Source organism: Rhodanobacter spathiphylli B39 (assembly GCF_000264295.1).
Taxonomy (GTDB): Bacteria; Pseudomonadota; Gammaproteobacteria; order Xanthomonadales; family Rhodanobacteraceae; genus Rhodanobacter; species Rhodanobacter spathiphylli.
The window spans coordinates 1-14,251 of the sequence record NZ_AJXT01000045.1; the positions used below are offsets into that span (position 1 = coordinate 1).

Annotated in this window: 13 protein-coding genes; 10 read left to right on the forward strand and 3 right to left on the reverse strand. The window is 59.1% G+C overall.

The features are described from left to right. Positions 1 to 53: 53 nt before the first annotated feature. The 10 genes from UU7_RS17750 to UU7_RS13900 all read left to right on the forward strand — a co-directional run bounded on the left by UU7_RS17750 (position 54) and on the right by UU7_RS13900 (position 10,034). The gene (locus UU7_RS17750) at positions 54 to 944 is read left to right on the forward strand and encodes a glycosyltransferase family 2 protein (RefSeq protein ID WP_007809298.1); all 891 of its coding nucleotides are present in this window, start codon (positions 54 to 56) and stop codon (positions 942 to 944) included. Positions 945 to 948: 4 nt separating this feature from the next. Continuing rightward, positions 949 to 2,196 carry a hypothetical protein gene (locus tag UU7_RS18465; protein ID WP_157582307.1) on the forward strand — a complete coding sequence of 416 codons (1,248 nt, stop codon included), beginning with the start codon at positions 949 to 951 and terminating at the stop codon, positions 2,194 to 2,196. Beyond that, positions 2,156 to 3,355: a glycosyltransferase gene (locus UU7_RS17755; RefSeq protein WP_157582310.1), complete on the forward strand. Its 1,200-nt coding sequence runs from the start codon at positions 2,156 to 2,158 to the stop codon at positions 3,353 to 3,355. Before UU7_RS18465 ends, UU7_RS17755 begins: the two co-directional genes overlap by 41 nt. Before the next feature lies 1 nt (position 3,356). Next, positions 3,357 to 4,529 carry a glycosyltransferase family 4 protein gene (locus UU7_RS17760; RefSeq protein WP_083846002.1) on the forward strand — a complete coding sequence of 391 codons (1,173 nt, stop codon included), beginning with the start codon at positions 3,357 to 3,359 and terminating at the stop codon, positions 4,527 to 4,529. Then, a complete protein-coding gene (locus UU7_RS13875; RefSeq protein WP_238530954.1) occupies positions 4,510 to 5,706 on the forward strand; it encodes a LegC family aminotransferase in 1,197 nt (398 codons plus the stop codon). The genes UU7_RS17760 and UU7_RS13875 overlap by 20 nt, the downstream gene beginning before the upstream one ends. 163 nt (positions 5,707 to 5,869) lie before the next feature. Next, positions 5,870 to 6,466 carry a DUF6088 family protein gene (locus UU7_RS13880; protein WP_007809306.1) on the forward strand — a complete coding sequence of 199 codons (597 nt, stop codon included), beginning with the start codon at positions 5,870 to 5,872 and terminating at the stop codon, positions 6,464 to 6,466. After that, positions 6,459 to 7,475 (forward strand): nucleotidyl transferase AbiEii/AbiGii toxin family protein, encoded by a 1,017-nt coding sequence (locus UU7_RS13885; RefSeq protein WP_040673502.1) that lies wholly within the window; start codon positions 6,459 to 6,461, stop codon positions 7,473 to 7,475. Before UU7_RS13880 ends, UU7_RS13885 begins: the two co-directional genes overlap by 8 nt. Positions 7,476 to 7,568: 93 nt before the next feature. After that, positions 7,569 to 8,756 carry a UDP-N-acetylglucosamine 4,6-dehydratase gene (locus tag UU7_RS13890; protein WP_007809309.1) on the forward strand — a complete coding sequence of 396 codons (1,188 nt, stop codon included), beginning with the start codon at positions 7,569 to 7,571 and terminating at the stop codon, positions 8,754 to 8,756. A gap of 3 nt (positions 8,757 to 8,759) precedes the next feature. Further along, positions 8,760 to 9,425, forward strand: coding sequence for a sugar transferase (locus UU7_RS13895; RefSeq protein WP_007809312.1), 666 nt, complete (start codon positions 8,760 to 8,762; stop codon positions 9,423 to 9,425). A gap of 6 nt (positions 9,426 to 9,431) precedes the next feature. Beyond that, complete coding sequence (locus tag UU7_RS13900) at positions 9,432 to 10,034, forward strand: GNAT family N-acetyltransferase (protein WP_007809315.1); 603 nt, start codon at positions 9,432 to 9,434, stop codon at positions 10,032 to 10,034. On the opposite strand, the gene UU7_RS13905 is transcribed toward UU7_RS13900, so the two are convergent. The 3 genes from UU7_RS13905 to UU7_RS13915 form a co-directional block, all read right to left on the reverse strand. Then, positions 10,010 to 10,747 carry a YdcF family protein gene (locus UU7_RS13905; RefSeq protein WP_007809317.1) on the reverse strand — a complete coding sequence of 246 codons (738 nt, stop codon included), beginning with the start codon at positions 10,745 to 10,747 and terminating at the stop codon, positions 10,010 to 10,012. The genes UU7_RS13900 and UU7_RS13905 overlap by 25 nt on opposite strands. 12 nt (positions 10,748 to 10,759) lie before the next feature. Beyond that, a complete protein-coding gene (locus UU7_RS13910) occupies positions 10,760 to 11,881 on the reverse strand; it encodes an undecaprenyl/decaprenyl-phosphate alpha-N-acetylglucosaminyl 1-phosphate transferase (RefSeq protein ID WP_238530955.1) in 1,122 nt (373 codons plus the stop codon). 674 nt (positions 11,882 to 12,555) lie between these two features. Continuing rightward, positions 12,556 to 13,908, reverse strand: coding sequence for a phosphohexomutase domain-containing protein (locus UU7_RS13915; RefSeq protein WP_007809321.1), 1,353 nt, complete (start codon positions 13,906 to 13,908; stop codon positions 12,556 to 12,558). Between the last annotated feature and the right edge of the window lie 343 nt (positions 13,909 to 14,251).

Below are 14,251 nucleotides of genomic sequence, written 5' to 3' on the forward strand. Positions count from 1 at the left end.
ATTGATCAGACCATCCTTAGGGATGTGATTCAGCACCGTTCAAGGAGCGCGATATGAGTATCCTTCTTAGCATATGTGTAACTACTTACAACAGGATCGATCTAGTCAGCAGGTTGATCGCTTCTATCTCGCTGGAATTGAGCGAGCTTGTGGAAGTTGTAGTTGTGGACGACGGATCCACGGACGGTACTGTTGCCCATATTGAGGCGCTAGATCAAACGTCGACTCTCAACATTAAATGTCATTGGCAGGAGAACCGTGGCAGGGCATCTGCTCTCAAAAAATCAATCCAACTCGCGGTGGGAAAATTTGTATTGATAATGGATTCGGATGACTACTTCATTGATGGCGGGCTAGAAACCATTGTCTCGCGACTTAATCAAATAACGGATGCAGGTATTGGAGGGTGCGTATTTCTGGTTGAGGGCGCGGACAGAAAAATTATAGGAACTGAGTTCCCTCGCCACGGGATGAGAAGTAATTTGATGGAGATATATGCTGACTACGGTGTGTCGGGCGATAAAAAGGAGGTCGTACTGAGAGACCTTCTTATCAGTAATATGTACGACTATGATTCTAAAATTCGGCGCGTCCCGACCTCGTTGCTGTGGGTGAGAATATCTAACGTCTGCGACCTCCTTTTCTTTAATGAAGCCGTTGCAATAAAAGAGTACCTCGACGGAGGTCTTACAAAAAACATTTCCGCGATTAAAAAGGAGAATGCCTCGCCTATGTACGATTTATATCGAGAGAGATTGTTGTGCTCGCGCTATAGATCTTTGCGGTATCGGATTAGATCCGCCGCGCTACTGGACCATTACGCGATCATCTCTGGCCAGAGGCTCCGCAGCTTGCCTCCCCATCCGCTTGTCGTTGCCCTTTATCCGGGAGTTCGACTGCTCAGTCTATTTTTACGGCCGCCAAAGAGCGCGCGGGTAAGGTAGGCAGATGTTTCATATTGCGTTCGTTTCTATTGCGCTAGCGGGCGTGTTCTACTTCTTGCGCCGGCCTTTAGGTGCGTTTCCCCTAGGCTACTTTTCGTCGTTGATATGGTTCGTACCAGCGTTTTTTCCGACATATCCAATAGATGACGAGGCATATTTCTATTATCTTGCGTGCCTCATCGCAATAGTGGCCGGCGACGTTCTATTCGGATGGCGGAGAAAGAACAAAAGTGTCTCGCAGACCGGAAGAAAGGACGTCGCATCATGGAGCGCCATTCTTGCGACCTTCGTCGTCTTGGGAGCGCTATATCTCCCGAGCGTTTCCATTACATCTCTTGCCCTGGGTAAAGCAAATGATCAGGCGGGTGGAGTGGTCTATTACTCATTTGCCACCTCTCTCAGCTTTTTGGCCGTCGCGGGCTTATACTTTCGCAAGCGCTGGGCGCTGGCTGTCGCGGCGATGTGCTACGCCGAAATTCTACTCTCGGGGGACAGAACGCAGATCGTGCTGACGGCTATCGCTAGCGCGATATTTCTGAGTTCAGGAAAATGTATATCGCCGCTGTCGCTTGTTAGGCGTCTTAGGTTCGCCTGGCTAGCGGCGTTCATTTTGTTAGCAATTGTTGGCATCTATGGAAAGACAATTTACGGAGCATTCTTCGATTCGCTAAATGGGGCAACATTCTCCTCCGCCATTGAACATCGGTATTCGTCGTCTGAATCTTTTGCCGACAAGTTTGAACCCTATCATACGCAGATGATAATGCAGCTCGCCGTGTCGCGCGGAGACCGAATTTCCCCAGATTATTTATTATCGGTGCCTCTCCAGTTCCTTCCTTGGTCAGGAAGTCTCGGAGGAGACGTACATGCCCAGTCCGAAATGCTGAAGAAGATGTATTTTTCTGGCTGGTCCGACTCGTCGGGCGTGGCCAGCAATTTTCTCGCGGAGGGGTATCTTGTTGGCGGCACAGCGGGCGTGACGTTCTTTATATTTCTCTACGTATTTGGCCTAGCCATTTTCTCAAAAATGCTTAGCTTAACAACGGCACTAATACCTCGAATTGGGTCTTCCTTAGGTGCCGCGTTCTGGGCCTTCTATATTCATCGATGTTCCTTGTTGCAGATGATCGGGCATGAAAAGAGGGTCGTCTATTTCTCACTATTTTTAGTTATCGTATGCGCGATGTTCTTAATAATGAGACGGAGTTTCGGTGGTGCTGGTAGTCGGAGCGATGATGGAAGAGACGGTTAGTGCCAGTGGGTTTGATAATGAATTTGGAGCGGATGGCGTCTCCCTAATAGTGTTGCCAACTGCGATGGCTGGTGGCAGCGAGTCTGTTGCTTTTGGCTTGGCGCACACTCTGGCTGCGACGGGTCAGGATGTAATCGTGTTTGTCATGGCGTGCGGTATGCAGACCTCATTGTCTCAGTTTGCGAAGCTTTCGAATGTTCGCTTGATTGTGCAACGCTATCGTTCAGAGAAGCTCTCCTCACTGCTTTCGGCGGTTCGTATTTCAGCTATATCACGTAGATATCGCTTGCGCCTCGTGTACTCCACCCACCTTCATGTAAACGCAATGCTGGGATTACTCAGGCATCTTGGGGCAATGAAGTGTGATCGACTCGCAGCCCGTGAATCAACGATTATTTCTAGACGATTTAAGGGGTTTAAAGGCTCGTTGATGAGACTCTTATACCGGTTTGGTTATGGTCGGCAGGATCTTCTGATTGCGCAGACCGAAGAGATGAAGGAGGCCCTGCCTACGTTCGTAAGGAGGTCACTTGGCAATCGAATCGCGGTTATAAAAAACCCGTTTGTTCCTCGGGATTTATCGAAACATACAAAACATGCCTGTATTTGTAGCCAGCGCCGTATTGTTGCTTGTGGCAGGCTGGTTGAAATCAAGGGCTATGATCGGCTGTTGCGGGCGTTCAAAATCCACGAAAGCAGTTTTCCAGAATACAGCCTATTTATTATTGGGGACGGACCAGAACGAGATCGCCTCCAAGAGCTCTGCAGTGACCTTGGCATTGAGCAGAAGGTGACATTCCACGGACACTCCAAGTCTCCATTACACGAGATGAGTGGTGCTTCGATGGGGGTCGTCAGCTCTCGTAGCGAGGGTTTCCCTAACGTGATTCTCGAAATGATGTACGCAGGAGTAGCTGACATTGTCAGCACTCCATGTACGGAATCTATTTCTAAGATAGAGGGCGTCCATGTTGCAGAAGACCTTAGCGTCGAGGCACTGGCAGAACAGATGCGGATATGCGCTAAAAAACCCTCGAATAATTCTTTGATCTACGCGTCTTACCTACGAGAGGAGCATTCTATGGAAGTATTTGCATCGCAAGTGGTGGGTCATCGAGTATCCATGCCTTCAGATTTTCAGCTTCCGAGCCTTGACTAGCATGAAAGGTGATTTCCAATCTGGGGACACCATTTTGATTATTGCAAGCTTTTCCGATTCTATTGTTCGTTTTAGAGGAGAGCTGATTGCGGAAATGATTAATCGAGGCGTAAGCGTGCACGTTGCAGCGCCGGGCCTAAAGACTGGCGAAAACCGTAGAGAATTGGAGGGCCTAGGCGCTTTTGTTCACGATTTTCGGCTGGACAGGACTGGGTTGAACCCGTTTAAGGACACGGTGTCTTTTTTTTCGCTTTTTGTGCTTATGCGTAGTCTTCGGCCAAGGGCGGTTATGAGTTATACGGCGAAGCCCGTAATTTATGGCTCGATTGCTGCGTGGTTGGCTCGGGTCCCTAGGCGCTTCGCGTTGATCACAGGACTAGGCTATGCGTTTGGGGATGATCGAAGCACGACCGCGATTTCAACAGTCATTCGTCTAATGTATAGATATGCGCTCGCAAAGGTTAGTCGTGTCTTTTTCCAGAATAAGGACGATGCCACTCTTTTTGCCCAATTAGGCATACTATCTAGCAGGCTGCCCGTGACCATCGTTAATGGCTCCGGCGTGGATCTTACGACATTTACACCACATCCGATTAGGAGCGGCCCTCTTAGATTTTTGATGATTGCTCGACTTCTAGGCGATAAGGGGACTCGCGAATTTGCCGCGGCGGCCCGTGTGGTTCGGCGCCAATTTCCTTTGACGGAGTTTGCACTCGTGGGCTGGATAGACAGAAACCCCGATTCGATAGCTCAGGAAGAGTTGAACGAATGGGTTTCTAACGGTGATGTAGAGTTTGTGGGGCGCTTGGAGGATGTTCGTCCAGCAATAGCAGCTTGCAGCGTATATGTGCTGCCGTCCTATCGTGAGGGCACTCCGCGCTCAGTGTTGGAAGCAATGGCGATGGGGCGGGCTATTATTACCTGTGATGCGCCTGGATGTCGCGAGACAGTGGTAGATGGTTATAATGGATTTCTTGTGCCAGTCAAATCTGTAGATCAATTGGTAATCGCAATGTCGAGGTTCATTAGTGAGCCTGGATTAGTATTGTCTATGGGTGCGCGTTCCCGATTGCTTGCTGAGGAAAAGTACGATGTTAAAATGGTTAACTCCATAATGTTGCAAGGAATGGGTATTGATTTGGAGCCGGTTAATCTTGTGGAATGCCATGAATAGATCTGATGTTACATTTGGGTCGATTGTTGCCTTCGTACGTAGTATCTATGGAGAGGGCTCTGTCACGTTGCACCGCCCCGTGTTCTCGGGCAACGAGAAGCAGTACCTGATCGACTGCATCGACTCCAACTTCGTGTCGTCGGTGGGCGCTCGCGTCACCGAGTTCGAGCAGCAGATCGCCGCATTCACGGGCGCGAAGTACGCGATCGCCACCGTCAACGGTACCGCGGCGTTGCATGCGGCGCTGCAGCTGGCCGGCGTGTTGCCCGGCGACGAGGTGATATCCCAGGCGCTCACGTTCATCGCGACCTGCAATGCGCTCAGCTACACCGGCGCACATGCCGTGTTCGTGGATGTGGATCGCGACACCATGGGCATGAGTGCCGACGCGCTGCGACGCTTTCTCACGGACAAGGTGGAGCGGCGCGACGGCGAGGCCTTCAACAAGGCGACGGGGCGGCGCATTGCGGCATGTGCACCAATGCACACGTTCGGTTTGCCCTGCCGCATCGAGGAGATCGTTGCGCTCTGCGACGAGTACGGCATTCCGGTGATTGAGGACGCCGCCGAGTCGCTGGGTAGCTATGTGGGCGGCCGGCATACCGGCACCTTCGGCAAGCTGGCCACGTTGAGCTTCAACGGCAACAAGGTGATCACCACCGGTGGTGGCGGCATGATCATCACCGATGACGAGGAACTGGCGATCAAGGCCAAGCACCTCACCACCACGGCGAAGATTCCGCACCCGTATGAGTTCGTGCATGACATGACCGGTTACAACTACCGGATGCCGAACCTCAACGCGGCCCTGGGTTGCGCGCAGATGGAAGAGCTGCCGAAGTTCCTGGCGATCAAGGCGGACGTAGCCCGTCGCTATGAGGAATTCTGCGCTGCGCAGGGGATCGCGTTGGCACAGGCTCGCGAAGGCACGGTGGCCAATTACTGGCTCAATGCGATCGTGCTGGATTCGCTGGAGCAGCGGGATGCCTTCCTCGAATACACCAACAGCCGCGGCGTGATGACTCGTCCGGTCTGGCGTTTGATGACGCGACTGGAGATGTACAAGGATTGCCAGCACGACGGTCTGGAAAACTCGCGCTGGCTGGAGGATCGCGTGGTCAATCTGCCTTCCAGCGTGCCGGACGGGGCAATGGCGGGAGATCAAGGGGCGGGATGAGGGGCTTGGCATCACGTGGCGAACTGGCGGCATTCGGTTTCGTCGGAGCTGAGCCAGCGCATCGAGCTGTGCCCCCATGCGGAGCGTCAATGCATGCGCCCTGGCTGAACGCGGGGGCGCTTGCATGGCGGGATCTGTCAGAAACCATGGTAGTATTTCTGACATGACTTCCTTGCCCGACATCATCCAGGCCCATGCCGCCGGCCTGCCCGAAGGGGCTGTGCTGACGGCGAAGGCATTGCTGCATCTCGGAAATCGTGCCGCGGTGGATCAGGCGTTGGGACGGCTGACGCGTGCCGGGTCGCTGTTGCGGGTCGGGCGCGGCGCGTACGTGGCTCCGGTATCGGGCCGGTTTGGTTCGCACCCGCCAGAGCCAATCAAGGTGGTGGAGGATTGGGCGCGCCAGTTTGGCGAGACCGTGCTGCCGCATGGCGGCTTGTCCGCCAACCGGCTGGGGCTGACCACGCAGGTGCCGGTGCAGTCGATCTTTCTTACCAGCGGGCGCAGTCGCCAATTGAAGGTGGGCAAGCTGAAGGTGGAGTTGCGCCATGCGCCACCGCGCACGCTTGCGCTGGGGCGATCGCGTGCCGGCGAGATCGTGCGTGCGCTGGAATGGCTGGGCCGCGAACATGCCGGCGAAGCCGTCGTACGCATGGCGGGCACTCTCAGCGCTGCCGAAAAGCAGGAACTGCTGGGCGCCCGGCCATTGATGCCGGGTTGGTTGTCGGATCAGGTGAGCCGGGCAGTTGGGCGTGGCTGAATCGTATTTTGACCTCGACAACGAGAATCGGCGGCAGTTGCTGCTGACTGCGGCGGGCCAATTAGGCCGCGATCCCGCGCTGCTGGAAAAAGATATCTGGGTGGTCTGGTTGTTGCGCTGGCTGTATGCCAGCCCCTGGCGCGAGCACCTCGTGTTCAAGGGCGGCACCTCACTGTCCAAGGTGTTCGGCTTGATCGATCGCTTTTCCGAAGACATCGACCTGACCTACGACATCCGTGAGCTGTTGCCTGACCTGGCCGACCAGGGGGCTGATCCGTTGCCGGTCAGTCGCGCTCAGGCGGATCGCTGGAGCCGGCAGGCGCGCGATGCATTGGCGCAATGGGTGGAGCAGCAGGTGCAGCCCGCGCTGGCTGAGGCGACACAAGCCGTCGGGGCCGGCGTACGCTGCGCGGCCGATGTGTTGTTCGTGACCTACCCGGCGACGTTTGCGCATGACGGCTTGTATATGAGCCCCGAGATCAAGCTGGAGTTTGGTGGACGCGCGACTGGCGCACCCACACAACTGGCAGCCGTCATCTGCGACGCCGCTGCGGTGCCGGCGCTGGCACCGCTCTTGCCGCATGCGCCGCAGGTGCAGGTGATGCAGGCCGCACGTACTTTCTGGGAGAAGGCGACCGCAGCCCACGTCTATTGCCTGCAGCAGGTGTTGCCCGCGGAGCGCTTTGCGCGGCACTGGTTCGACCTGGCCTGCATGGAACGTGCGGGCATCGTAGCGTCGGCATTGGCTGACACCCATCTGGCGGTCACCGTGGCCGCGCACAAGCAGATGTTCTTTCGTGCGAAGGCCGACGATACGTCGGTCATTGATTATCATCAGGCGGTCACCGGCCACCTGCAGCTGGTGCCCGATGCTGCTGCGGCGGCGCGTCTGCACATGGACTACGATGCCATGCGCTCTGGTGGCTTCCTGGGCAGCTGGCAGCCGTCATTCGATGAGGTGCTGGCGATCTGCGCGCGCATCGAGGAGCAGGCCAATGCGGTGCCATGAGCCCTGCCACAGGCACCACGAATCCGGTATACGACACGACGGCATGGCCCCGTGCCTGTTGCCCGAGACCCTTTTTCCAAACCAGCTGATGCCATGAATATTCTTGAACTCGTCGGTCGCAAGCGGCCATTGTTTGATACGGACGTGCAGGCGCACGAAGCGGAGCTTTCTTCCAAGGTGGCGTCCAGTCGCTTTCTTGTGATCGGCGGAGCCGGTTCGATCGGCCAGGCGGTGACACGCGAGATCTTCAAACGGCATCCGAAAGTGCTGCACGTGGTGGATATCAGCGAGAACAACATGGTCGAACTGGTGCGCGATATCCGCAGCACGCTCGGCTATATCGACGGCGATTTCCGCACCTTCGCGATCGACTGCGGCAGCCGCGAATTCGAGGCGCTGATGAACGCCGGCGACGGCTACGACTACGTGCTCAACCTGTCGGCGCTGAAGCATGTGCGCAGCGAGAAGGACCCCTTCACCCTGATGCGGCTGATCGAGGTGAATGTGCTCAACACCATCAAGACGATCGAGCTGGCGAAGGCCGGTGGGGCAAAGAAGTACTTCTGCGTCTCCACCGACAAGGCGGCCAACCCGGTCAACATGATGGGCGCCAGCAAGCGGATCATGGAAATGTTCCTGATGCGTGCCAGCGAGCAGCTGCCGATTTCGACGGCGCGCTTCGCCAACGTGGCGTTCTCCGATGGCTCGCTGCTGCACGGCTTCAACCAGCGCTTTGCCAAGCGCCAGCCGATCTCCGCGCCGAACGATGTGCGCCGCTACTTCGTCACCCCGCAGGAATCCGGCGAGCTGTGCCTGATGTCATGCCTGCTGGGCGACAACCGCGACATCTTCTTCCCGAAGTTGAGCGAGGCGCTGGACCTCACCCGCTTCTCGGATATCGCCGTGCGTTACCTGGCTGCACTGGGCTTCGAAGCCCACGAATGCGCCAGCGAGGACGAGGCCCGTGATCGCGCCGCCGAATTGATCGCACAGAAGGAATGGCCGTGCTATTTCTTCCCCAGCGACACCACTGGCGAGAAGGATTTCGAGGAGTTTTTCACCGATCGCGAGGTGCTCGACATGCAACGCTTCGAGAACCTGGGCGTGATCAAGAATGCGGCGAACTACGATCAGGCGCAGCTTGACCATTTCCTCGCCACGCTGGATGCGATCCGCCAGCAGCCGAGCTGGGACAAGGCGCCGATCGTCGACCTGTTCAACCACATGATTCCGGATTTTGCCCACAAGGAAACCGGCAAATATCTCGACGGCAGGATGTAAGCCATGCAGCGACTGTTCGATATTCTGTTGTCGGGGCTGGCCCTGCTTGTGCTTTCGCCCTTGCTGGTTCCGATCGCCATTGCCCTGCGTTTCAGCGGCGAAGGCGAGATTTTCTACGTGCAGCAGCGGATCGGTCGTGGCGGCAAGCCGTTCGGCCTGTACAAGTTTGCCACCATGCTGAAGAACAGCCCGAACCTGGGCACTGGTACCGTCACGGTGAAGAACGACCCGCGGGTGCTGCCGCTGGGCGGTTTCCTGCGCAAGACCAAGATCAACGAATTGCCGCAGCTGCTCAACATCCTGCTCGGCGACATGAGTCTGGTCGGGCCGCGGCCGCAGACCCAGCGTTGCTTCGACGCTTTTCCGACCACGTCGCAGGTTCAGATCATCAAGGTGCGTCCGGGATTGTCCGGCATCGGCTCGATCGTGTTCCGCGACGAAGAGGAATTGATGCACGCCAGCGCGGAGCCGGAGAAGTTCTACGACGACGTGATCATGCCGTACAAGGGTGCATTGGAAGAGTGGTACGTGGCGAACCAGGGTTTGCGCACCTACGTGATGTGCATCGTGATCACCGCGTGGGTAGTCCTGTTCCCGAAGTCGTCCATCGTGAAGAAGGTTTTCCCGGGCTTGCCGGTTGAGCCCGCAGCCTTGTCGGGCGTGGTGTGAGGCTCGATGGAACGCCGTGATCTCTATCAGCAGGTTGCCCGGTTGCATGTGGACAACATCAACAAAGGTTTCCTGGCGACGTTGGGTACGGGCTTTGTCGCACTGATGTATCAGGCGATCGACGAGGCGCCGGCCAGCGTGTTGCTGGTCGAAGAGCGCGACGATCGCGTCGTCGGCTTTGTGGCGGGTGGTTGCGGCATGGGCGCCATCTACAAGCGCATGTTGCGTTCGCCATTCCGCCTCGGAGTCGCCCTGCTGCCCTCACTGGTGCGGCCGGGACGCATCCTGCGGATTCTCGAAATCCTGCGCTACAGCCGCGGTCACAGCCTGCCGCCGAACCTGCCGGAGGCCGAATTGCTGAGTATCGCGGTCGACCCATCCTGCCGTGGGCAGCAGGTTGCCGAGCGGCTGTATCGTCGACTGGAAGAGCATTTTCGGAAAACCGGCATTCTTTCCTACAGGATCATTGTGGGAGAGGCACTGGCGCCCGCGCACAAGTTCTATCGGCGGATGGGGGCTGTACCGACCGATCAGGTGGCGGTTCACCAGGGAGAACTGTCAACCGTGTACGTGCAAACGTTGGCTCAGGTCCAGCCACACAGTCCATAGGCGAACAAGCCCAGGTATTCGTGTAGATAGGTGTGACTGCGCAACAGGGCAGAACGGTGAGGCAACCAGGCATTGCCCTCGATGGTGGGTTTCACTTGGGGCATGGTCGGCGCAGGGGTGGCGTCGATATCCTGTTCGCGAAGTACCGCAAGCGCGCGAGGCATGTGATAGGGCGAGGTCACCAGGAGAACGCGGCCAAGCTTTTCCTGTTTGAGGATGCGTGAGGAGTACAGCGCGTTTTGGTAGGTGCTGTCGGCCTGGCTCTCGACCCTCAACGCCGCCTTCGGCAGCCCTTTTGTTTCGAGTATCCGGGCCATCTTGATCGCGCCACCCTTGTTGGCCGACAGCACCATGATCGGTGCGCGTCCTGCGCGGTAGAGCTGATAGGCAAAGCCCAGGCGATTGCGGCTGATCCTGTTCGGGTCAGCCGTCCAATCGGTTTTCGGATCGGGCATGCCATCGCCGCCGAAGACCACGATGGCATCGACGACAGGGTAGGTGCTTGCTGGCGAATAGGGATATGGCGACTCGAGATTGTCGCGCATCAGGCCAACGAAGGCCGGAGTGGAGCAGAGATAGAGCCAGGCAGCGGCAATCAACAGGAATGGCCAGCCGGTTCGATAGCGCCGCAAAACCAGCAAAGCCAGCCCGATCCCCGCGACAAGACACGACTGCCAGATCGGCGAGTTCAAACGGTCCAGCAAGTGATCCACGACTAAGAGGGGTCAATCCGCCTCGGCGACGGAATCCCTGTTGACACGCTGGCGCGCGGCTGGCCGGACGACGTGGTCGTCATTGGCGGCGAGCGGTTTGGCCATGTGCATGCCTTTCCCGGCTTGCTGGCGAACCCAGATCCGCGTGACCGTGACTGTATAGACCATGGAGAAGATGCAGAACGCCGCGAGGTTGGTGCCCGAACCCAGACCCAGCGAACTGGTCACGCTGCCAAGAAACGCCATCGACGCCGCCAGTGCGACCAACGCTACCAGGCTGGCGCGCGGACCCAGGCCCATGCCCATCAGGATGTGATGGATGTGGCCGCGATCGGGCTTGAACGGCGACTTGCCCTGACGCAGGCGGCGGTACATCACGGCCAGGGTGTCCAGCACGGGCAGGGCCACGCACCACAGCACGTCGACGGGCGACAGCTGGCTGCCCGGTTCCTGGCTCAGGCGGATCAGGGTCCAGGCCAGCAGGTAGCCGAGCACCATGCTGCCGGCGTCGCCCATGAAGATCTTGCGACCCATCAGGCCGAGGTTGGCGAAGAGGTAAGGGATGGCGGCGATGGCCAGCAGGGTGATCAGGGCCAGCGATCCGCGCAGCGCGTGGGGGCCGGCGAACAGCACGATCGCGGCGATGCTGACCAGGGCCAAGCTGCCAGCCAGGCCGTCGATGCCGTCCATCATGTTGAAAGCATTGAGCAGGCCGATCACGGCCACCACGGTGAGCGGAACGCCGACCCAGCCCAGCGTGAGCTCGTAACCGAAGATGTGTCCCAGCGATTGGATGTAGACGCCGGTGCTGGCGATAACGGTGAGGATCAGTATGGTCTGCACCAGCAGGCGGGTGCGCACGCTGAGGTCGGAGCGGTCGTCCAGCGCCCCCAGCAGTACCAGCACGCATGACGTACCCAGCAGCACCTGGCCGAAGAGCTGGAACCGGCCCCAGATGCAGGCGCCTGCCAGCACGCCGATGAAGATGGCCAGGCCGCCGACCAGCGGCACGCTGCCGACGTGGTGCTTGCGCTCGTTGGGGTGGTCCACCAGTCCAAGCGCCCCCGCGAACCGCCGCAGGGCGATGATCGCGACGAGCGAAGTGATGGCCGTTGCCACGCAAGCAAGAATCATCCGTGTGTCCTGCATGAGTTATGAGTCTCCAGTATCCCTGTGGACTATTTCAAAACAGCACGATCCGGATGGACGGAGAGTGTCGCCTTTTTATGAGTCCTCTACCTTGCCGGCAGTGGACGTTTTGGTTAAGGCCAGTTCTTTGCGGGCACCAACCGGGCAACGTCGAGGCCTGGACCAGGCTGTCCGGAACTCTGTCGCCGCTCCGCCAACCTTGCTCGGGCCTACCGCAACCCGGCCCCCTGGTGTCAGAAAGAGCCGTACTGATCCGTGACGAGGATCAAGGGTTTTGGATCTTATCAGGTATGGATGGGCTTGATCAGGGCCGGGAACGAGGGCATTCAGTCTGGGGTGGTGTAGGTGAACAAGGCGTGCGGGTCGATTCTGGACCGGTGATTGGGTGCCCGTGCGTCGTTTCGTTGCAAGTTTTGCGGGGGTGAGCGTGTTTGCGCGGTGCTGCTTGCCCTTCTCGTCATGGAGGGGGCGTTGTTCGATCGCAGGAAGGTTCGGGGGTGAGGTGCAGAGTCAAAAGCGACCCCCTCCCCAGCCTCCCCCTGCTGCGCAGGGGGAGGAGCCAAGCCGAAACCAGCGCTTTGCTCCCTCCCCTGCGAAGCAGGGGAGGGCTGGGCGACCGCAGGGAGTGCTTTAGCTGGGGGTCGCTCTTCGCCCCGGCTCTACGCCCCCGCAATCAACGCCGAAATCTCCGCCGTGCGTGCCTGCATCAGCGCCGTATCTCCTCGCGACTCCACGTTGAGCCGCAGCAGCGGTTCGGTGTTGGAGCTGCGCAGGTTGAAGCGCCATGAGCCGAAGTCGGCGCTGATGCCGTCGGTGTGGTCGAGGACGGGCGATCGGCTGGCGTAATGGCTCATCACCCGTTCGGTGGCGGCGCGTGCGTCGGCGACCTTGAAGTTGATCTCGCCGCTGCAGGGGAAGGCGCGCATGCGGTCTTCCACCAGTTCGGCCAGTGACAGCCCGCGGCTGCCGACCAGTTCGGCGATCAGCAGCCAGGGGATCATGCCGGAGTCGCAGTAGGCGAAGTCGCGGAAGTAGTGGTGGGCGCTCATCTCGCCGCCGTAGATGGCGTTCTCGGCGCGCATGCGTTCCTTGATGAAGGCGTGGCCGGTCTTGCTGAGCACGGGGACGCCGCCGGCCTGCTGCACCATCTCGATGGTGTTCCAGGTAAGTCGCGGGTCGTGGATGATCTTGCCGCCGGGGTGGCGCGCCAGCAGCGCCGTGGCCAGCAGGCCGACCAGGTAGTAGCCCTCGATGAAGCGGCCGTCGGCGTCGAAGAAGAAGCAGCGGTCGAAGTCGCCATCCCAGGCCACGCCAAAGTCGGCGCCGTGGGCGCGCACCGCGTCGGCGGTGGCGGCGCGGCATTCGGGCAGCAGCGGGTTGGGGATGCCGTTGGGGAAATGGCCGTCCGCCTCGTGCTGGATGCGGATGAACTCGAATGACAGTTGCGGCGCGAGCTGGTCCACGATCAGGCCGGCGCCGCCGTTGCCGGCGTTGACCACGATCTTCAGCGGCTTCAGGCGATCGCGCTGGACGTAGCCGAGCAGGTGTTCGATGTAGGCGGACTTGTCGGTCATCGTCCGCGGCGTGGCGGTGCCGGCGGGGATGGCTGCCTGGTGGCTGGCGGCGAAGTCGCGGATCGCGAACAGGCCGCTGTCGCCGCTGATCGGCCGCGAGCCTTCGCGCACCAGCTTCATGCCGTTGTAGTCCATCGGATTGTGGCTGGCGGTGACCATCACGCCGCCGGCGGCGCCCAGGTGCATGGTCTGGAAGTAGACCTCCTCGGTGCCGCCCATGCCGATGTCGAGCACCTCGCGCCCGGCCACGTGGAAACCGTCGGCCAGCGCCGCCTGCAACGCCGGGCTGCTGAGGCGCACGTCGCGACCCAGCACCACGGGGCCCGGGCCCAGTTGGGCGGCCATGCCCAGGCCAATGCGGCGCGCCAGCTCTTCGTCCAGCTCGTCAGGCACGCGGCCGCGGATGTCGTAGGCCTTGAAGCAGGGGAGTGAGGTCACAAGCGGCTCGCTGAGGATGCTCAAACGCGCATTGTATCCATGGCGGTGCCTGTTCCCGGCATCGAGGAAGAAGCGCGGGTCGGGTCGACATCGGTCATGGCGGCCCGCCTGCCGCGATGCTGGGCCGCCGGCTCCGAACACGCGCGAGACGCGGCCGCAGGCGTGGATGCCGGCGTCGTCATCCAGGAGGAAGAACGTGCGGAGCACGGCAGCCATGCGCTGTCGCAGCCCCGAAGCACCGGCCGGCCGCTCAGGCGGGGCCTGGCCATTTCGTTTGCGTCGATTCCAGGGACCCGTGCGTCGAGGTGGGCACCCGTCCCCGCAAGCGTGCTCCCCCTGCAAG

Excerpts from the sequence above, each read along its gene's own strand:
- UU7_RS17750 (WP_007809298.1), top strand. The coding sequence starts at position 54 with ATGAGTATCCTTCTTAGCATATGTGTAACTACTTACAACAGGATCGAT.
- UU7_RS18465 (WP_157582307.1), top strand. The coding sequence starts at position 949 with ATGTTTCATATTGCGTTCGTTTCTATTGCGCTAGCGGGCGTGTTCTAC.
- UU7_RS17760 (WP_083846002.1), top strand. The coding sequence starts at position 3,357 with ATGAAAGGTGATTTCCAATCTGGGGACACCATTTTGATTATTGCAAGC.
- UU7_RS13880 (WP_007809306.1), top strand. The coding sequence starts at position 5,870 with ATGACTTCCTTGCCCGACATCATCCAGGCCCATGCCGCCGGCCTGCCC.
- UU7_RS13890 (WP_007809309.1), top strand. The coding sequence starts at position 7,569 with ATGAATATTCTTGAACTCGTCGGTCGCAAGCGGCCATTGTTTGATACG.
- UU7_RS13895 (WP_007809312.1), top strand. The coding sequence starts at position 8,760 with ATGCAGCGACTGTTCGATATTCTGTTGTCGGGGCTGGCCCTGCTTGTG.
- UU7_RS13900 (WP_007809315.1), top strand. The coding sequence starts at position 9,432 with ATGGAACGCCGTGATCTCTATCAGCAGGTTGCCCGGTTGCATGTGGAC.
- UU7_RS13910 (WP_238530955.1), bottom strand. The coding sequence starts at position 11,881 with ATGATTCTTGCTTGCGTGGCAACGGCCATCACTTCGCTCGTCGCGATC.